At 73.5% G+C, this 17,274-nt stretch carries 15 protein-coding genes and 1 pseudogene; 6 read left to right on the top strand and 10 right to left on the bottom strand.

Features of this window, described 5'->3' with window-relative positions; genetic code table 11:
- Window positions 1-21: 21 nt before the first annotated feature.
- The 6 genes from hutI to BR98_RS27185 form a co-directional block, all read right to left on the bottom strand.
- Window positions 22-1,188 carry an imidazolonepropionase gene (hutI, locus tag BR98_RS27210; RefSeq protein ID WP_035848467.1) on the bottom strand — a complete coding sequence of 389 codons (1,167 nt, stop codon included), beginning with the start codon at window positions 1,186-1,188 and terminating at the stop codon, window positions 22-24.
- Complete coding sequence (locus tag BR98_RS27205) at window positions 1,185-2,546, bottom strand: formimidoylglutamate deiminase (RefSeq protein WP_035848461.1); 1,362 nt, start codon at window positions 2,544-2,546, stop codon at window positions 1,185-1,187. The genes hutI and BR98_RS27205 overlap by 4 nt, the downstream gene beginning before the upstream one ends.
- Window positions 2,534-3,721, bottom strand: coding sequence for an allantoate amidohydrolase (locus tag BR98_RS27200; RefSeq protein ID WP_035848455.1), 1,188 nt, complete (start codon window positions 3,719-3,721; stop codon window positions 2,534-2,536). Before BR98_RS27200 ends, BR98_RS27205 begins: the two co-directional genes overlap by 13 nt.
- Before the next feature lie 17 nt (window positions 3,722-3,738).
- The gene (gene hutU / locus BR98_RS27195) at window positions 3,739-5,427 is read right to left on the bottom strand and encodes a urocanate hydratase (protein ID WP_035848449.1); all 1,689 of its coding nucleotides are present in this window, start codon (window positions 5,425-5,427) and stop codon (window positions 3,739-3,741) included.
- 126 nt (window positions 5,428-5,553) lie between these two features.
- Window positions 5,554-5,904 (bottom strand): hypothetical protein, encoded by a 351-nt coding sequence (locus BR98_RS27190; RefSeq protein WP_035848446.1) that lies wholly within the window; start codon window positions 5,902-5,904, stop codon window positions 5,554-5,556.
- A gap of 31 nt (window positions 5,905-5,935) precedes the next feature.
- Window positions 5,936-6,793, bottom strand: coding sequence for a MurR/RpiR family transcriptional regulator (locus tag BR98_RS27185; protein WP_035848442.1), 858 nt, complete (start codon window positions 6,791-6,793; stop codon window positions 5,936-5,938).
- A 266-nt stretch (window positions 6,794-7,059) separates the two neighbouring features.
- Here BR98_RS27185 and BR98_RS27180 point away from each other — a divergent pair, with 266 nt between their 5' ends.
- Complete coding sequence (locus BR98_RS27180) at window positions 7,060-7,503, top strand: hypothetical protein (RefSeq protein WP_035848439.1); 444 nt, start codon at window positions 7,060-7,062, stop codon at window positions 7,501-7,503.
- 24 nt (window positions 7,504-7,527) lie between these two features.
- On the opposite strand, the gene hutH is transcribed toward BR98_RS27180, so the two are convergent.
- The gene (gene hutH, locus BR98_RS27175; protein ID WP_083977041.1) at window positions 7,528-9,108 is read right to left on the bottom strand and encodes a histidine ammonia-lyase; all 1,581 of its coding nucleotides are present in this window, start codon (window positions 9,106-9,108) and stop codon (window positions 7,528-7,530) included.
- Between the two features lie 100 nt (window positions 9,109-9,208).
- Here hutH and fdhD point away from each other — a divergent pair, with 100 nt between their 5' ends.
- On the top strand, window positions 9,209-10,030 hold the full coding sequence (fdhD, locus tag BR98_RS27170) for a formate dehydrogenase accessory sulfurtransferase FdhD (RefSeq protein WP_035848435.1): 822 nt from the start codon (window positions 9,209-9,211) through the stop codon (window positions 10,028-10,030).
- A 607-nt stretch (window positions 10,031-10,637) separates the two neighbouring features.
- Here the strand turns inward: fdhD and BR98_RS41585 are convergent.
- The 3 genes and pseudogenes from BR98_RS41585 to BR98_RS27155 form a co-directional block, all read right to left on the bottom strand.
- A pseudogene (locus tag BR98_RS41585) lies at window positions 10,638-11,903 on the bottom strand (diguanylate cyclase domain-containing protein); the annotation flags it as partial.
- A gap of 60 nt (window positions 11,904-11,963) precedes the next feature.
- The gene (locus BR98_RS27160; RefSeq protein WP_083977039.1) at window positions 11,964-13,184 is read right to left on the bottom strand and encodes an adenylate/guanylate cyclase domain-containing protein; all 1,221 of its coding nucleotides are present in this window, start codon (window positions 13,182-13,184) and stop codon (window positions 11,964-11,966) included.
- A 144-nt stretch (window positions 13,185-13,328) separates the two neighbouring features.
- Window positions 13,329-14,225 carry a biotin--[acetyl-CoA-carboxylase] ligase gene (locus BR98_RS27155; RefSeq protein ID WP_051970254.1) on the bottom strand — a complete coding sequence of 299 codons (897 nt, stop codon included), beginning with the start codon at window positions 14,223-14,225 and terminating at the stop codon, window positions 13,329-13,331.
- A gap of 213 nt (window positions 14,226-14,438) precedes the next feature.
- On the opposite strand from BR98_RS27155, the gene BR98_RS27150 reads away from it, so the two are divergent.
- The 4 genes from BR98_RS27150 (at window position 14,439) to BR98_RS27140 (ending at window position 17,190) form a co-directional block, all read left to right on the top strand.
- Window positions 14,439-16,043, top strand: coding sequence for an acyl-CoA carboxylase subunit beta (locus tag BR98_RS27150; protein WP_035848433.1), 1,605 nt, complete (start codon window positions 14,439-14,441; stop codon window positions 16,041-16,043).
- Window positions 16,044-16,086: 43 nt separating this feature from the next.
- Window positions 16,087-16,308 (top strand): acyl-CoA carboxylase subunit epsilon, encoded by a 222-nt coding sequence (locus tag BR98_RS27145; RefSeq protein ID WP_035848432.1) that lies wholly within the window; start codon window positions 16,087-16,089, stop codon window positions 16,306-16,308.
- A 110-nt stretch (window positions 16,309-16,418) separates the two neighbouring features.
- A complete protein-coding gene (gene mmpB, locus BR98_RS40550; protein WP_198042291.1) occupies window positions 16,419-16,559 on the top strand; it encodes a morphogenic membrane protein MmpB in 141 nt (46 codons plus the stop codon).
- A 31-nt stretch (window positions 16,560-16,590) separates the two neighbouring features.
- Window positions 16,591-17,190 carry a nucleoside triphosphate pyrophosphatase gene (locus BR98_RS27140; protein WP_035854045.1) on the top strand — a complete coding sequence of 200 codons (600 nt, stop codon included), beginning with the start codon at window positions 16,591-16,593 and terminating at the stop codon, window positions 17,188-17,190.
- Window positions 17,191-17,274 lie beyond the last annotated feature (84 nt).

The following is a 17,274-nucleotide window of genomic DNA, read 5'->3' as shown; positions in this document are numbered from 1 at the left end:
CTGACCTGCTGGACCTCCCGCCTAGACCTCCCGCACGCCCGCCCGCCAGACCGCCGCCGTCAGCGGCACTCCGGGCCGGTACGCCAGGTGCACCGGCGACGGCGCGTCCAGCAGCAGCAGGTCCGCCCGCGCTCCCGGGGCGATCCGGCCGACGTCGGTGCGGCGCAGTGCCCGGGCGCCGCCGGCGGTGGCGGCGTGCACGGCCTCGTCCGGGGTCATGCCCATCTCCCGTACCGCGACGGCGATGCAGAAGGCCATGGAAGAAGTGAACGAGGAACCGGGGTTGCAGTCCGTGGACAGCGCCACGGTGGCGCCCGCGTCGAGCAGCCGGCGCGCGTCGGGGTACGGGGCGCGGGTGGAGAACTCCGCGCCCGGCAGCAGGGTGGCGACGGTGGCGGACTCGGCGAGCGCGGACACGTCGGCGTCGGTCAGGTGGGTGCAGTGGTCGGCCGAAGCGGCCCCCAACTCCACCGCCAGCTGCACGCCGGGCCCGTGGCCGAGCTGGTTGGCGTGCACCCGGGGGGTCAGGCCGCGCTCGATCCCGGCGGTCAGCACGGCGCGCGCCTGGTCCCCGTCGAAGGCGCCCCGCTCGCAGAAGACGTCCACCCAACGGGCGTGCGGCGCACAGGCGTCCAGCATCTCGCCGGTGACCAGGTCGACGTAGCCCGCCGGGTCGTCGGCGAACTCCGGCGCCACCACGTGCGCGCCGAGGTAGGTGGTCTCCGGGGTGTGCTCGGCGGCGATCCGCAGCGCCCGGGCTTCGTCCGCGACGGTCAGGCCGTAGCCGGACTTGCACTCGATGGTGGTGGTGCCCTGGCGCAGTGCCTCACGGACGAATCGGGCGACGTTCGAGGACAGTTCCGCGTCGCTCGCCGCCCTGGTGGCGGCCACCGTGGTGCGGATGCCGCCCGCGGTGTAGGCCTGGCCGGACATCCGGGCGTTGAACTCGGCGGTGCGGTCGCCCGCGAAGACCAGGTGGGCGTGCGAGTCGACGAAGCCGGGCAGCAGCGCCCGGCCCTCGGCGTCCACCACCTGGTCGGCGGCCGGGGCGTCGGCGGCGTGCCCGGTCCAGGTGATGACCGAGCCGTCCAGCACCACCGCCGCCTTCTCGACCAGCCCGAGCAGGCCCGGGTGCGAGGGGTCGTTGGTGACCAGGGTGCCGATGTTGGTGATCAAGGTGCTGGTCATGATGCCTTCAGTGCGGCGATGGAGGTGTGGAGGGCTGACGGGACGTCCGGAACCAACTGGTGCACCCCGTCCGTGACGATCTGTCGGCCGCCGACCACCACATGCCGCACGTCCGCCGCCGAGGCGGCGAAGACGGCGGTCTCGGCGCCGAGTCGCGGCGTCGGGCCGGCCGTGCGGACCGAGTCCAGCGCGAGCACGGTGAAGTCGGCGAGCGCGCCCGCCTCGATCCGGCCCGCCTCGGGCCAGCCGAGCGAGGCGTGCCCGTCCTCGGTACCGGCCCGCAGCAGCGCGTTGGCGGTCCAGTGGCCGCGGGTGCGGCTGCGCAGCCGCTCGTTCAGCTCCAGCGCCCGGGCCTCCTCGAACGGGTCGATCACCGCGTGGCTGTCGCTGCCCAGCGTCACCGGGCAGCCTGCGCTGGCCAGTTGGCGGGCCGGGCCGATGCCGTCGGCGAGGTCGCGCTCGGTGGTCGGGCACATGCAGATCACCGTGGAGGAGTCGGAGAGCAGCTTGATGTCCTCCTCGCTCAGGTGGGTCGCGTGCACGGCGCTGGTGCGCGGACCGAGCACACCGTGCTCGGCGAGCAGCCGGGTCGGGGTGACGCCGTGGGCGGTCAGGCAGGCGTCGTTCTCGGCGGTCTGCTCGGACAGGTGGACGTGCAGCGGGGCCTTGCGCATCTTGGCCCAGTGCGCCACCGTGCCCAGTTGCTCGGCCGGCACCGCGCGCACCGAGTGGATGGCCGCGCCGATCCGCGCGTGCGCCCGCGGCTTGAGCTCGGCCGCCCGCGCCGCCCAGGCGTCCGCGTCCCCGTCGCCGAAGCGCAGCTGCGGCTTGGTCAGTTCGGCGCCGAAGCCGGCGGAGAGGTAGCAGGTGTCCAGCAGGGTGATCCGGATGCCGGCCCGGGCGGCGGCCTCGATCAGCGCCTCGCCCATCGCGTTCGGGTCGCCGTAGCGGGCGCCGCCGGGGGCGTGGTGCAGGTAGTGGAACTCGCCGACGGCGGTGATGCCGGCCAGCGCCATCTCCGCGTAGACGGCGGTGGCCAGCGCCAGGTAGCTGTCCGGGTCCAGCGCGCCGGCGAACCGGTACATGGTGTCGCGCCAGGTCCAGAAGGTGCCGGAGCCGACCTGCACGGTGCCGCGCAGCGCCCGGTGGAAGCCGTGCGAGTGGGCGTTCGCCTGGCCCGGCACCAGCAGGCCGGCCAGCCGGACCGCGCCGGGCGGGCAGGGCCCGCTGTCCGGGGTGACCTTGGCGATCTTGCCGTTGGCGGCCACCTCGATCAGCACGTCCGGTTCCACCACCGGGCCGTTGACGTGCGGGAGCCAGGCGTGCTCCGCCCAGAACGTCTGCGTCACTGCTGACATGCCAGGTCCTCCAGGACGTCCGCGAGAGCCGACACACCCGCCAGGCAGTCGGCCACCTCGGCGTGCTCCGCCGGGGAGTGCGAGACGCCGCTCGGGTTACGTACGAACAGCATGGCGGTCGGGACGGCGGATGCCAGGATTCCGGCGTCGTGTCCCGCACCGGTCGGCAGCACCGGGACGCCGTTCAGGGTGCCGGCGATCCGGTCGCGCAGCGGCACGTCGAAGTCCACCACCGGGGTGTAGGACTCGCGGGTCAGCTCGACCTTGACGCCGTCGCGCTCGCCGCGCTCGGCGGCGGCCTGGCGGATCTGCTCGACCACCTCGGTGAGCGTCGCCTCGTCGGCGGCCCGGGAGTCCAACCAGCCGCGCACCAGGGAGGCGATCGCGTTGGTGCCGTTGGGCTCCACGGCGACCTTGCCGAAGGTGGCCAGCGCCCCGGCCAGCTTGGCCTTCTTGCGGGCCGCCAGCACGGTGTTGGCGTAGGTCAGCATCGGGTCGTGCCGGTCCTCCAGGCGGGTGGTGCCCGCGTGGTTGGCCTCGCCGTGGAAGTCGAACCGCCAGCGGCCGTGCGGCCAGATCGCGCCCGCCACCCCGACCGGCTGACCCTCCGTCAGGTACCGGCCCTGCTCGACGTGCAGCTCGACGAAGGCGCCGATCCGGCTCAGCCGCTCCTGGTCGGCACCGATCGCGGTCGGGTCGTAGCCGGCCCGTTCCATCGCGTCGGGCAGCCGGACGCCGTCGGCGTCGCGCAGCTCGTTGGCCTGCTGCCGGCTGAGCACCCCGGCGGTCAGCCGCGAGCCGATGCAGGCCACGCCGAACCGGGCGCCCTCCTCGTCACCGAAGTTGACGATCGCCAGTGGCCGGTCGAACCGCGCTCCCCTCCCGCGCAGTTCGTCCAGCGCCGCGAACGAGGAGACCACGCCGAGCGGGCCGTCGAAGGCTCCGCCGTCAGGCACCGAGTCCAGGTGCGAGCCGGTGACGATCGCTCCCTCGCCCTGCGGATCGCCCAGCCAGGCCCACTGGTTGCCGTTGCGGTCCAGCTCGTAGTGCAGGCCGCGGGCGCGGGCCTGCTGCTCGAACCAGGCCCGGCACTCGGCGTCGGCGCTGTTCCAGGCGTGCCGGCGGTAGCCGCCGGAAGAGGCGGAGCGGCCCACGGGGAGCAGCTCCGCCCACATCTCCTCGAAGGACGAAGTCACAGCTCACCCATCGGGCTGTGCTCGTTCATGGGGACCCGGACCCCGCGCTCGGCCGCGACCTCGGTGGCGATGTCGTAGCCGGCGTCCACGTGCCGGATCACGCCCATGCCCGGGTCGTTGGTGAGCACCCGGCGGATCTTCTCGCCCGCCAGCGCGGTGCCGTCGGCCACCGTGACCTGGCCGGCGTGGATCGAGCGGCCGATGCCGACGCCGCCGCCGTGGTGGATGGACACCCAGGAGGCGCCGGAGGCCACGTTGACCATGGCGTTCAGCAGCGGCCAGTCGGCGATCGCGTCGGAGCCGTCCAGCATCGCCTCGGTCTCCCGGTACGGGGAGGCGACCGAGCCGCAGTCCAGGTGGTCGCGGCCGATCACGATCGGCGCCGAGAGCTCGCCGGAGGCGACCATGTCGTTGAACCGCTCGCCGGCCTTGTCGCGCTCGCCGTAGCCGAGCCAGCAGATCCGCGCCGGCAGGCCCTGGAAGTGCACCTTCTCCTGGGCCATCTTGATCCAGCGGTGCAGCGACTCGTTCTCCGGGAAGAGGTCGAGCACGGCCTTGTCGGTCTTGGCGATGTCCTGCGGGTCGCCGGACAGGGCGGCCCAGCGGAACGGGCCCTTGCCCTCGCAGAACAGCGGGCGGATGTACGCCGGGACGAAACCGGGGAAGGCGAAGGCCCGGTCGTAGCCGGCCAGCTGGGCCTCGCCGCGGATCGAGTTGCCGTAGTCGAAGACCTCGGCGCCGCGGTCCTGGAAGCCGACCATCGCCTCCACGTGCTTGGCCATCGACTCGCGCGAGCGGGTGGTGAAGTCGGCCGGCTTCTCGGCGGCGTAGGTCGCCATGTCCTCGAAGGCGACGCCGATCGGCAGGTAGCTCAGCGGGTCGTGCGCGCTGGTCTGGTCGGTGACGATGTCGATCGGCGCGTCCATCGCGAGCAGCTGCGGGAAGAGCTCGGCGGCGTTGCCCAGCAGGCCGATGGAGAGCGGCTGCTTCTTGTCCCGGGCGGCGGTGGCCAGCTGGAGCGCGTGGTCCAGGTTCTTGGCCTCGACGTCCAGGTAGCGGTGCTCGATCCGGCGGGAGATCCGGGACGGGTCGCAGTCGATGCAGATCGCCACGCCGCCGTTCATGGTGACGGCCAGCGGCTGGGCGCCGCCCATGCCGCCGAGGCCGGCGGTCAGCGTGATGGTGCCGGCCAGCGTGCCGTTGAACTTCTTGTTGGCGACGGCGGCGAAGGTCTCGTAGGTGCCCTGGAGGATGCCCTGGGTGCCGATGTAGATCCAGGAACCGGCGGTCATCTGGCCGTACATGGTGAGCCCGAGGCTCTCCAGCCGCCGGAACTCCTCCCAGTTGGCCCAGTCGCCGACCAGGTTGGAGTTGGCGATCAGCACCCGCGGCGCCCACTCGTGGGTCTGCATCACGCCGACCGGGCGGCCGGACTGGACCAGCATGGTCTCGTCCTGCTTGAGGGTCTCCAGGGTGCGCACCATGGCATCGAACGAGCGCCAGTCGCGGGCCGCCTTGCCGGTGCCGCCGTACACCACCAGCTTCGACGGGTGCTCCGCCACCTCGGGGTCGAGGTTGTTCTTCAGCATCCGCAGGGCGGCCTCCTGCTGCCAGCCCTGGGTGCTGAGCTTCGTCCCACGCGCCGCGCGCACCTCGCGCGGGCCACTCGTCTGCTGCGCCGCCATGCCGTCGGCCTCCTTGCGGATGAATTCATTCAGGATTGAGCAGACTGAATATATCCAAACATTCAGTCGACGACCAGAGCCTGTGACCATCCGATCAGCTTCGGAGCGCACCCGCCCGTCGGCGGGTCAAGCGGCGGCGTCGCCGTCCCAGTCGATACCGATCTCGGCCAGCCAGGCGCGGTCGCGGGCGGCGGTGTCGGCGGGGTCGACGGGGAGCATGGGGAGGTTCGGCGGGCGCGGGATCTCCTGGATCGGGCCCAGCCCGTACGGCTCACCCGGATGGTCGGGCGCGGGGCCCGGGTCGACCAGGCCGATGTGCACCGCGCTCTCGTCCCCCGGGTCGAGCACGGTCAGGCCGGGCTCGGGCGGGCCGACCAACGCCACCCGGCGGCCGCAGCTGGGACAGGCCCACTCCTCGGCGCCGGAGGCGAGCCTGCCGACCGGTCTCATCTCGTGGATCACGCGCATCGCGGACACCCCCGTTCGTCCTGACAAGGGGATGCCCGGATTACTCCAGGAACAGTCCTCGGGCCGCCGCAGACTGCTCGATGGCCTCCAACCGAGCCTCAGCACCCGGGAGTTCGTCGCACATGGTCTGCAGCAGCACCCGACCGAGCACCATCGGGGCGCAGGCCGTGTCGAAGACCAGTCCGGTGCCGACCTCGGCCGGCAGCATCAGATCGGAGAGCTTGGCGACCGGCGCGAAGGCGCTGTCGGCGACGGTGATCACGGTCAGCCCGCAGTCCCGGGCCACCGCGAGCGCGTCCATCAGCTCGCGCGGGTAGCGCGGCAGCGCGAAGCAGAGCAGCGCGGAGGCACCGGCCGCGCTGGCCTGCTCGATCCGGTCGGCGAGCATCGAGCCGCCCTCGTCGATCAGCCGGATGTCCGGGTGCACCTTGGCCGCGAAGTAGGCGAAGCCGTGCGCCTGGGCGGAGGCGGCCCGCAGGCCGACCACCGGCAGCGGGCGGGAGGCGGCCAGCAGCCGGGCGGCCCGGACGATCGGCTCCGGGTCGGCCAGCAGCTCGGCGAGCCGGCGCAGGTGGGCGATCTCGGCCAGCACGGCCTGCTGGTGCTCGTTGCGCACCGCCTCGCTGGGCGTCTCGGGAGCCGGCTGCTCGCCGCCGCCGAGCTCGCGCAGCCGCTTGCGCAGCGCCGGGTAGCCGTCGTAGCCGAGCGCGACCGCGAACCGGGTGACCGAGGGCTGGCTGACCCCCGCCAGGTCGGCGACCTCCACGCTGGACAGGAACGGCGCCTGACCGGCGTGCCGGACCAGGGCGTGCGCGATCCGGCGCTGAGTGGGCGTCAGCCGGTGGCCGTCGAAGAGCTCCAGCAGCCGGGCGGACGGACCGAGGGACGGCTCGCTCATGCGGCCGACTCGCTTCGCTCGCCGGTCGCTTCGCGAAACGCGCGCCCCTGGATGATTCGCTCGCTTCGCTCGCTCATGACTTTGGGTCCCTTCGGTGGTCGGTGTCCGATCGACTGTGCAGTAGCGATGGCTCGGGGGGCAATGATGTCTCGCCCGCCGGACTGGGCGGTGCGGCGGGGGGCCGCTCTCAGGGTGACCCTGATTTCCCCCTGAGAGGGCCGGTTCCGGCTGGACCGCGCCCGCGCGCGACCCTCAGGCTGGTCCCCATGGATCCTCGCCGTGACAGCCGCCCTTCCGAGTTCCGCACCGAACTCGACGCCGCCCTGCAGACCCGCAAGGAACTGGGCCCCGAGTACGAGACCGAACTGGTCGACTCGTTCCTGTCCCGGATCGACGCCCGACTGGACGCCCGGGTCGAGCAGCGGGTCGCCGAGCGGCTGGCCGAGCACGGCCCGCTCCCCCGGCCCGGCCGGGACCGCGAGCGGCGGCGCGGCTGGGGCGGCAAGTCGCTGCCGGCGATGTCGCTGGTCTTCGCGATCCCGCTGACCGCGATCGCCTCCAGCCCGGGCCACGGCTCGGGGCTGAGCGGGATGCTGGTCTGCTGGGCCGGCATCGTCGGGGTCAACTTCGCCGCCGCCTTCGCCGACCGGCGCGAGCAGCGTGAGCAGCGCGAGGAGAAGCGGCGCGCCGCCCGGAGCGAGTGGGCCTGAGACCCACCCGCTCCTGCGGGCGGCTCAGGCCAGCGGCCCGGTGACCCGCTCGACGGCCGTCACCAGCGCGCCGGAGGCGACCAGCGTCTCGGCGGCGGCCAGGTCCGGTGCGAGGAACCGGTCCCGGCCCGCCCCGCCGACGCCGGCCTCCCGGGCGGCGGCGAGCGCGGCCGCGGTGGCCGGGGCCAGCGTGGCGGCGCCGTCGACGGTGCGGATCTCCAGCGCGCGGGCGGCGGCGGTCAGCTCCACGGCCAGGATCCGGCCGAGGTTCTCCACCGCCTGACGCAGCTTGCGGGCCGCGGACCAGCCCATCGACACGTGGTCCTCCTGCATCGCCGAGGAGGGGATCGAGTCCACCGAGGCGGGGACGGCGAGCCGCTTGTTCTCGCTGACCAGGGCGGCCTGGGTGTACTGGGCGATCATCAGACCGGAGTCGACGCCCGGGTCGTCGGCCAGGAAGGCCGGCAGGCCGTGCGAGCGGCTCTTGTCCAGCAGCCGGTCGGTGCGGCGCTCGGAGATCGACCCGAGGTCGGCGGCGGCGATGGCGAGGAAGTCGAGTACGTAGGCGACCGGGGCGCCGTGGAAGTTGCCGTTGGACTCCACCCGGCCGTCGGGCAGCACCACCGGGTTGTCGACGCTGGCGGCGAGCTCGCGCTCGGCCACCGTAAGGGCGTGCGCCAGGGTGTCCCGGCCGGCGCCGGCCACCTGCGGGGCGCAGCGGATCGAGTAGGCGTCCTGGACCCGCGGCGCGTCGTCCTGGTGGTGGCCGGTCAGGCCGGAGCCCTTGAGCACGGCGAGCATGTTGGCGGCGCTCAGCGCCTGGCCCGGGTGCGGGCGGATCGGGGCGTGCAGCTCGGGTGCGAGCACCTTGTCGGTGCCGAGCAGCGCCTCCAGGGTCATCGCGGCGGTGATGTCGGCGGTGGTGAAGAGCCGCTGCAGGTCGGCGATGGCCATCACCAGCATGCCGAGCATGCCGTCGGTGCCGTTGATGAGGGCCAGGCCCTCCTTCTCCAGCAGCTCGACCGGGGCGATGCCGGCCGCGGCGAGCAGCTCGCCGGCCGGGTGCTCGGCGCCGTCGGGGCCGTAGGCCAGGCCCTCGCCCATCAGCACCAGCGCGCAGTGCGAGAGCGGGGCGAGGTCGCCGGAGCAGCCGAGCGAGCCGTACTCGCGCACCACCGGGGTGATGCCCGCGTTGAGGATCGCGGCCATCGTCTCGGCGACCAGCGGGCGGACCCCGGTCCGGCCGGAGGCGAGCGTCTTCATCCGCAGGAACATCAGCGCCCGGGTGACCTCGCGCTCCACCGCCGGGCCCATGCCGGCCGCGTGCGAGCGGACCAGCGAGCGCTGCAGCTGCGCCCGCAGCTCGGGGCTGATGTGGCGCACGGCGAGGGCGCCGAAGCCGGTGGAGACGCCGTAGACCGGGCGCGGCTCGGCGGCCAGCGCGTCGATCCGGGCCCGCGAGGCGGCCATCTCGGCCAGAGCGTCGGGACCGATCTCGACCCGGGCATTGCCCCGCGCGACGGCGAGCACGTCCTCCGCGGTGACGTCGGCCTTGCCGACCTGGACGAGCGGCGCGTCGGGGGCCACAGCACAGTGCATATCCATATGCACTATCAGATCAGCTGAATGAAGATATGACAACAGATGGGAGGCCGAAACTCCGGATGCCTCATGCTTGAGGGTGAACCAGGAGAGGCGGGGCGGGATGACACGGGCGACGGCGCGGCGGCCGGTGGTACGACTGCGCGGGGCGGAGCGCGGGACGCGACCGGACGCGCTGGCGGCGGAGGAGCCGTTGGAGATCCGGGTCGGCGGCGAGGCGCTGACCGTCACCATGCGCACCCCCGGGCAGGACTTCGACCTGGTCGCCGGCTTCCTGGTCGGCGAGGGCCTGCTGCACGGCGGCGAGCAACTGGCCGCACTGCGCTACTGCGCTGGGACGGACGCGGAGGGGGCGAACACCTACAACGTGGTGGACGCGACCCTGCGCGGCGCCACCGCACTGCCGCTCTCCGCGCACCGGAACCTGCTCACCACCAGCGCCTGCGGCCTGTGCGGGCGGGACACTGTGGACGCCGTGCGCACCCACGTCCGCTGGCCGGTCGGCGCCGACCCGCTGACCGTGCCGACGGCGGTGCTGTACGGACTGCCGGACGCGCTGCGGGCCGCCCAGCGCACCTTCGACAGCACCGGCGGACTGCACGCCGCCGGACTGTTCGCCCCCGACGGTGAGCTGCTCTGCGCCCGGGAGGACGTGGGGCGGCACAACGCGGTGGACAAGGTGATCGGCTGGGCCCTGCGCGAGGGGCGGCTGCCACTGACGGGGCACCTGCTGCTGGTCAGCGGCCGTGCCTCGTTCGAGCTCACCCAGAAGGCGGCGCTGGCCGGGCTGCCACTGCTGGCGGCGGTCTCGGCACCGTCCTCGCTGGCCGTGGAGCTGGCCGAGGAGCTGGGGCTCACGCTGGTGGGGTTCCTGCGCGGGGAGAGCGCGAACGTGTACAGCAGGGCCGACCGGATCGGCGTGTGAGCGCACTTCAGTTCGGCGGCGGCGAGGCCGGCCCGGACAGGGCCACCGCCACCAGCGCGCGCAGCGCGGGAGCGATCTGACCCAGCGGCAGGGTGGAGTCGTCCGCGAAGAGTTCGACCAGCCAGCCGCCCGCCGGATTGGCCCCGCCGGCGGCGACCATGCCCCGGTAGCCGCCGACCACCAGCACCGCCTCCTCCGCCGGGTCGTTGCCCGCGGCGCCGGTGCGCAGCGCGAAGCTGCCGCCGCGCACCGCCCGCCGGGTGAGCGGGTAGTGCTGCAGGTCGAAGACGGCGTCGGGAGCCTCGATCCGGGCCCGCTGGTTCTCCGCCCGCCGGGCCGCGCCGGGCGACACCGCCCCCTCGCCGCGGGTGCTCGGGCCGCTGGTCATCCGGTAGACCGCGTGCTGCGCGGTGTGCATCAGCCGCGATCCCGGCGGCACGTACGAGATCCACCAGGCCACCGCGTCCAGCAGCCGGGCGGTGGCCTCCGCGACGGTGGTCAACCGCCCCAGGGTGTCCGCCGGGTGGTGGGCGCGCAGCCCGTGCTCCTGGTCCAGCGCCGCGAACACCACGGTCAGCAGCTGTCCGGGATCCGCGCTGTGCGCCGCCCCCCGGAACCGCCGCCGGTCCCCGTGCGGTCCCCGGGCGGGCGGCCCGGCGCGCCCGCCGCGCCCGTCGGCCCGGTGGTGCGGATCGGCAGCGTCGGCCAGCAGCACGGTCGGGTCCGGCGCGAGACCGGGTCCGTGGCTGCGCCCGGCCACCACCGGATGCGCGGCCCGGGCCGCCTTCGCCCGGTACTGTGCGGCGTCCGCCAGCCGGAACAGCCGGTCCGCGGTGGAGACCGGCCCGATCGCGTCCCCGGTCGAGGCGATCCCGCAGGCCACCCCCTCACCGTCGGCCAGCTGCAGCGCCTTGGCGCACAGCTCCTCGGCCACCGCCACGACCTCGTCGGCCTTCTGACCCTCCGCCAGCAGGCAGAACTCGTCCCCGCCGAGCCGGGCCGCGAGCGAGCCGGGCAGTTTGGCGCCGGCCATCGAGAGCTGGTTGGCGAACCGTTCCAGCAGCCGGTCGCCCATCTCGTGCCCGTGCTGGTCGTTGATCCGCTTCAGCCCGTTGACGTCGCAGACCACCAGCGAGACCACGGTGTTGTCCCGGTTGTGGGCGGCCAGCGCGGACTCCAGCCGGGCGTCCACGGCGCGTCGGTTGGCCAGTCCGGTCAGCGGGTCGGTGAACGCCAGCCGCCGCAGGTCGGCCAGCCGCTCGGTCTGCGCCAGTCCGGCCGAGATCTGCGCGGCCAGCAGGGTGGCGTACTGGGCGTCCGACTCGGTGAAGACCGGCAGGTCGGCGCCACGGGCCAGGTAGAGCTCGCCCCAGGCCTGCCCGTGCAGCACGATCGGCGCCACCAGGCAGCAGGACCGTCCGCGCCGGCGCAGTCCGGCGGCGCGCTGCTGGCAGAAGGCTCCGGCGCCCGGATGCGCGTGTGCGGCGTGCGGGACCAGCTGCTCGGCCGTCTGCACCCAGGCCCTGGGCAGCCGGCCGGTGCTCCAGTGCTCGTCCAGGTAGGTGACGATCTCCGGGAAGTCGGCCACCGGGTAGGACTCGTCCTCCGGGACCTCCTCCTCCCCCGCCGCCAGCTGCCCGTGGTTGACCAGCACCCGCAGCCGACCGGACTCGCGGTCCCAGACCGAGACGGCCGCCATGGTGGCGCCCAGCGCGCGGGTGGCCCGGGCGGCGGCGGCCCGCACCGCCTCCAGCGCGCTCTGCGCCCCGGCCATGTCCTGGGCCAGCTCGACCACGGCCTGCAGCCGCTGGTCCAGGCCGCTGGCCACCACCGGGTCTTCCGCCACGCCATCTGGGTGTTCGAGCTCGGCCATCACGTGACCAGACTAGGGCCGACTTGACACGATATGCCCGCTTTTGGCGCGGAAAACGAGTCAGACCGCCGAGCGGATCTGCCTGCTCAGCAGCCACGGCTCCACCAGCCCGAGCCCTCGCACCGGCCGGCGCCACATCGCCTGCAGGTGGAAGCGCGGCACCGGCCCGGCGCCCGCCGGCTGCCCGAGCGCCCCGAGCGGCGCCCCCGAGTGAGCCGCCAGCGCCTCGGCCAACTGGGCCTGCGCGGTGCCGGTCCCGTCCGCCGCCCCCTGCGCCGCCGCCCCCGCCTGCTCCAGCGCGGCGGCGAACTCGCCGTCGATCAGCACGGCGTCGCGCTGCGCGATCGAGGTCAGCCGGCTGGCCAGGTTGACGGTGGTGCCGAAGACGTCGCCCATCCGGGAGGTGACCGTGCCGAAGGCCATCCCGACCCGCAGCGCCGGGATGCTCTCGTCCTGGGTCAGCGTCTCGACCAGGCTCAGCGCGATCTCGGCCGCCGTCACCGGGTCCTCGGAGACGAACAGGATCTCGTCGCCCAGGGTCTTGATCAGCCGCCCGCCCTGACCCGCGATCAGATCGGCGCAGGTGGACTCGAAGGTCTCCACCAGCGAGCCGAGCTCCTCCTCCTCCAGCCGGCGCGACAGCCGGGTGAAGCCGACCAGGTCGGCGAATCCCACCGCGAGCCGGCCGCTGGTGATCTCGGCGTCCTCGGCGGCCTGCACCACGCGTCCGGTGACGGCGGCCAGCTGGCGGCGCCAGACGTAGACCAGGAACTGCTCGAGCTCCGGGAGCAGCAGCTCGACCAGGGGGTAGGCCACATCGGCCCGGGTCAGGCCCGGTTCGGCGGCCTGGGTGAGGCTCTCCAGGAAGGTGTCCATCTGCCAGCCGGCCAGCCGGGCGGTGGTCTGGCCGGTGGAGCGGGCCACCTGGATCGCCATCGCCTCGTTGATCAGCCCGGACTCCACCAGGCCGGCCAGTCGGCGCAGCGCGATCACGTCGCCGTCGTTCAGCGCCCTGGACTGGCCGATGTCGGGGAAGCCCATGGCCCGCCAGAACCGGGTGGCCAGCTCCATCGGCACCTCGGCGGTGCGGGCGGCCTGGTAGGGGGTGTAGCGGCGCGGGGCCCCGAGGATCAGCTCCTCCAGGTCGAGCGCGACGGTGTGGTCCACCTCGTCGGGCCCCCCGTCGCCGCGCGCGCTGTCCTGAGCCGCGTGCCCGCCGCCGTCGTCGTCTGCCACCGGTCCGTCCCCGTGCGGTCGCCGCACTTGCCGTTGAGGTCCCATCCTGTGGTGAGGCGCGACTGCCACCAGACAGTGGCGCGCCTCACACCGTGCCAGGTGGAATGGTCGCACGGAATCGTCCGATCCGGGGCATCCGGACCGCACAGCGCGACGTCACGGCGACGCCGGCGCCAGGTCAGGGCGACGTCACGGGGTGCGCGGCTCCGGTCGCACGTGCACCACGTCGCCCGCGCCGACCGCCTGCCGGCTGCCGTCGGCGGTCCGCACCACCAGGCGGCCGTCAGCGTCCAGCGCGACCGCCTCGCCGCGCAGTTCGCGCTCGCCCGGCAGCTGCACCAGCACCTGGCGGCCCAGCGTGGTGCAGCGGGCGGTGTAGGCCGGCAGCAGTCCGCTGGCCTGCGGGTCGCCGGCGCTCGCCTGCCACTCGCCGTAGAGCTCGGCGAACTCGCGCAGCAGGGCCCGCAGCAGGATGGCCCGGTCGGTGACCTCGGCGCCGGCCAGCTGGAGCGAGGCGGCGGTGGGCACCGGCAGTTCCTCGGCGCGCAGCGAGACGTTGAGGCCCAGGCCGGCCACCACCGCGTCGCCGGTCAGCTCGGTGAGGATGCCGCCGATCTTGCGCTCCTCGCCGTCGATCTCGACCTGCAGGTCGTTGGGCCACTTCAGGCCGACCTCGACACCGGCCACCCGGCCGACCGTGGCGGCCGCCGAGACGCCGACCAGGATCGGCAGCCAGCCGAGCCGTTCGCGCGGCACGGTGGGGCGCAGCAGCATCGACAGGAACAGGCCGGAGCGGGCGGGAGCGGTCCACTGACGGTCCAATCGCCCGCGTCCGGCGCTCTGCTGCTCGGCGACCAGCACGGCGCCCTCGGGCGCGCCCTCGCGGGAGCGGGCGGTCAGGTCGCTGTTGGTGGAGCCGGTCTGCTCGACCACGTCGAGCGCCGTCCACAGCCCGCCGGGCTGCAGCAGGTCGTGTCGGAGCGCCTCGAGGTCCAGCGGCGGGCGGTCCAGGTCGGTCCAGGGGGACGGGCCGGCGTGGCCGAAACCACGCAGTCCGCTGCGGCGGGGACGATCTGCCTCGGTCATGGCCCCAGAGTATGGGGTGCACGACAGGCGGTAGCCGTAGGCCGACCCATCGTCCCGCAGAAACGCTCGTTAACACACTGTGTCGCTGGCCATAACACCAACGGCGTGCGGCTGGATACGCTACTCAACGGTAGTTCGTGGCACCGTCCTGCCCGGACTCCGCGGTTTTCTTTCACCCTCCATCGCGCCTGTTCACGTGAGGAACTCCTCGGGATGACCGACCTGCCCACCGACCCCTCGCTTGACCCCCACACCACCGCGGGCAAGCTCGCCGGCCTGCGGCGCCGGATCGACGAGGCGGTGCACTCCGGCTCCGCCGCGGCGGTCGAGAAGCAGCACGCCAAGGGCAAGCTGACGGCCCGTGAGCGGGTTCTCGAACTGCTCGACGAGGACTCCTTCGTGGAGTTCGACGAGTTCGCCCGGCACCGCTCGACCAACTTCGGCCAGCAGAAGAACCGCCCGTACGGCGACGGCGTGGTGACCGGCTACGGCACCGTCGACGGCCGTCAGGTCGCCGTCTTCGCCCAGGACTTCACCGTCTTCGGCGGCTCGCTCGGCGAGGTCTTCGGCGAGAAGATCGTCAAGGTGATGGACTTCGCGCTGAAGACCGGCTGCCCGATGATCGGCATCAACGACTCGGGCGGCGCCCGGATCCAGGAGGGCGTGGTCTCGCTCGGCCTGTACGGCGAGATCTTCCGCCGCAACGTGCACGCCTCCGGGGTGATCCCGCAGATCTCGCTGATCATGGGCCCGTGCGCAGGCGGCGCGGTCTACTCCCCTGCCGTCACCGACTTCGTGGTGATGGCCGACCAGACCTCGCACATGTTCATCACCGGCCCGGACGTGATCAAGACGGTCACCGGCGAGGACGTCGGCATGGAGGAGCTGGGCGGCGCCCGGACCCACAATACCAAGTCCGGCAACGCGCACTACCTGGCCGCGGACGAGAAGGACGCGATCGAGTACGTCAAGAGCCTGCTGTCGTACCTGCCGTCCAACAACCTGAGCGACCCGCCGGTCTACCCGGAGGTGGCGGAGCTGACCGTCACCGAGGAGGACCTCGAACTCGACGCGATCGTGCCGGACTCGGCGAACCAGCCGTACGACATGCGCAAGGTGATCGAGCACATCCTGGACGACGGCGAGTTCCTCGAGGTCCAGGCGCTGTACGCGGGCAACATCGTCACCGGCTTCGGCCGGGTCGAGGGCCACCCGGTGGGCGTGGTCGGCAACCAGCCGATGGACCTGGCCGGCTGCCTGGACATCGCCGCCAGCGAGAAGGCCGCCCGCTTCGTGCGCACCTGCGACGCCTTCAACATCCCGGTGCTCACCTTCGTGGACGTGCCCGGCTTCCTGCCCGGCACCGGCCAGGAGTGGGACGGCATCATCCGGCGCGGCGCCAAGCTGATCTTCGCCTACGCCGAGGCCACCGTGCCGCTGATCACCGTGATCACCCGCAAGGCCTTCGGCGGCGCCTACGACGTGATGGGCTCCAAGCACCTGGGCGCCGACCTCAACCTGGCCTGGCCCACCGCGCAGATCGCCGTGATGGGCGCGCAGGGTGCGGCCAACATCGTCTACCGGCGCGAGCTGGCCGAGGCCGCCGCGGCCGGCCAGGACGTCGACGCCCGCCGCGCCGAGCTGGTCGCCGAGTACGAGGACACCCTGCTCAACCCGTACCTGGCGGCCGAGCGCGGCTACGTGGACGCGGTGATCGCCCCGTCCGAGACCCGCAGGCACATCGTCCGCGGCCTGCGCGCGCTGCGCGGCAAGCGCGAGGTGCTACCGCCCAAGAAGCACGGCAACATTCCCCTGTAAGGCATTTCCCTGCAAGGCCCGACAACGGTAAGGACGACCCGCGATGCCCCCCATCCAGGTGCTGCACGGGCAGCCGACCCCCGAGGAGCTGGCCACCGTCCTGGCGGTGGTCCAAGCCCGGGCCGCCGCCACGCAGGCCGCCCTCGACGCGGCCCGCAGCGCGGCGAGCGGCCCGGCCTCCCCGTGGACCGACCGCTCCCGCACCGTCCGTCCCGCCCTGCGCCCCGGCGCGCACGCCTGGCGCACCTCGGGCTGGGCGCAGTAGCCGGCCGGAGCTGTAGCCGGCCGGAGCAGTAAACGGACGGAGCAGTAAACGGGCAGATCTGAGTACGGCTACTCATGCGTCCGCCCAGGTCGACCAGGCAGGCTGAGGGCATGCTCTGGTCAGATCCCCCCGACGACGAGTCGACCCCGGCGCGGCGCACCCAGGCGAGGTTCCGCCGCGCCGGACGGCTGCTGGCCGTCGCGCTGGTGCTCGGCGCCCTGCTGCTCATGCTGTGCGACACACTGCGCTGACCGGCGGCGCGCGGACCATAGGGTGGTCGGCATGACTGATCGCCGCCTCCTCGTCCTCGCCTCCGCCTCGCCCGCCCGGCTGGGTCTGCTCCGGCAGGCGGGCCTCGACCCCCGCGTGATCGTCAGCGGCGTGGACGAGGACGCGCTGCAGGCCGCCACCCCCGGCGAGCTGGCCCTGGTACTGGCCCGCGCCAAGGCGGCCGCGGTGGCCGCCGAGCTGACCGACGGCGAGCTGGTGATCGGCTGCGACTCGGTGCTGGAGCTGGACGGGCAGGCGCTCGGCAAGCCGGCCGACGCCGCCGAGGCGGTGCGGCGCTGGCACGCGATGCGCGGACGGTCGGGCGTGCTGCGCACCGGCCACTGCGTGATCGACACCGCCAACGACCGACAGGTCAGCGCCACCGCCTCCACCACCGTGCACTTCGCCCGCCCCGACGACGCCGAGATCGAGGCCTACGTGGCCACCGGCGAGCCCCTGCACGTGGCCGGTGCCTTCACCCTGGACGGCCGCTCCGCCCCGTTCGTGGCGGGCATCGAGGGCGACCACGGCAACGTGATCGGCCTCTCGCTGCCACTGCTGCGCGAGCTGCTGGCCGAACTCGGGGTGCGGATCACCGACCTGTGGGGCTGAGACCTCCCGCTCTGCGCACGCTCGGCCCGATTCCTCTGGGTCTGGCTCCCGCACCCCGCTAGGCTGGCGCCGCCGTCGATCAGG

The sequence above is a fragment of the Kitasatospora azatica KCTC 9699 genome (assembly GCF_000744785.1).
Taxonomy (GTDB): domain Bacteria; phylum Actinomycetota; class Actinomycetes; order Streptomycetales; family Streptomycetaceae; genus Kitasatospora; species Kitasatospora azatica.
The sequence above is the reverse complement of the archived record's forward strand: the minus strand, read 5'-3'. Positions and strand labels throughout refer to the sequence as shown.

Coding starts and splice junctions, on each gene's coding strand:
- hutI (WP_035848467.1), bottom strand. CDS start 1,188: ATGACCAGCACCTTGATCACCAACATCGGCACCCTGGTCACCAACGAC.
- BR98_RS27205 (WP_035848461.1), bottom strand. CDS start 2,546: ATGTCAGCAGTGACGCAGACGTTCTGGGCGGAGCACGCCTGGCTCCCG.
- BR98_RS27200 (WP_035848455.1), bottom strand. CDS start 3,721: ATGTGGGCGGAGCTGCTCCCCGTGGGCCGCTCCGCCTCTTCCGGCGGC.
- hutU (WP_035848449.1), bottom strand. CDS start 5,427: ATGGCGGCGCAGCAGACGAGTGGCCCGCGCGAGGTGCGCGCGGCGCGT.
- BR98_RS27185 (WP_035848442.1), bottom strand. CDS start 6,793: ATGAGCGAGCCGTCCCTCGGTCCGTCCGCCCGGCTGCTGGAGCTCTTC.
- BR98_RS27180 (WP_035848439.1), top strand. CDS start 7,060: ATGGATCCTCGCCGTGACAGCCGCCCTTCCGAGTTCCGCACCGAACTC.
- hutH (WP_083977041.1), bottom strand. CDS start 9,108: ATGGATATGCACTGTGCTGTGGCCCCCGACGCGCCGCTCGTCCAGGTC.
- fdhD (WP_035848435.1), top strand. CDS start 9,209: ATGACACGGGCGACGGCGCGGCGGCCGGTGGTACGACTGCGCGGGGCG.
- BR98_RS27160 (WP_083977039.1), bottom strand. CDS start 13,184: ATGGGACCTCAACGGCAAGTGCGGCGACCGCACGGGGACGGACCGGTG.
- BR98_RS27155 (WP_051970254.1), bottom strand. CDS start 14,225: ATGACCGAGGCAGATCGTCCCCGCCGCAGCGGACTGCGTGGTTTCGGC.
- BR98_RS27150 (WP_035848433.1), top strand. CDS start 14,439: ATGACCGACCTGCCCACCGACCCCTCGCTTGACCCCCACACCACCGCG.
- BR98_RS27145 (WP_035848432.1), top strand. CDS start 16,087: ATGCCCCCCATCCAGGTGCTGCACGGGCAGCCGACCCCCGAGGAGCTG.
- mmpB (WP_198042291.1), top strand. CDS start 16,419: ATGCTCTGGTCAGATCCCCCCGACGACGAGTCGACCCCGGCGCGGCGC.
- BR98_RS27140 (WP_035854045.1), top strand. CDS start 16,591: ATGACTGATCGCCGCCTCCTCGTCCTCGCCTCCGCCTCGCCCGCCCGG.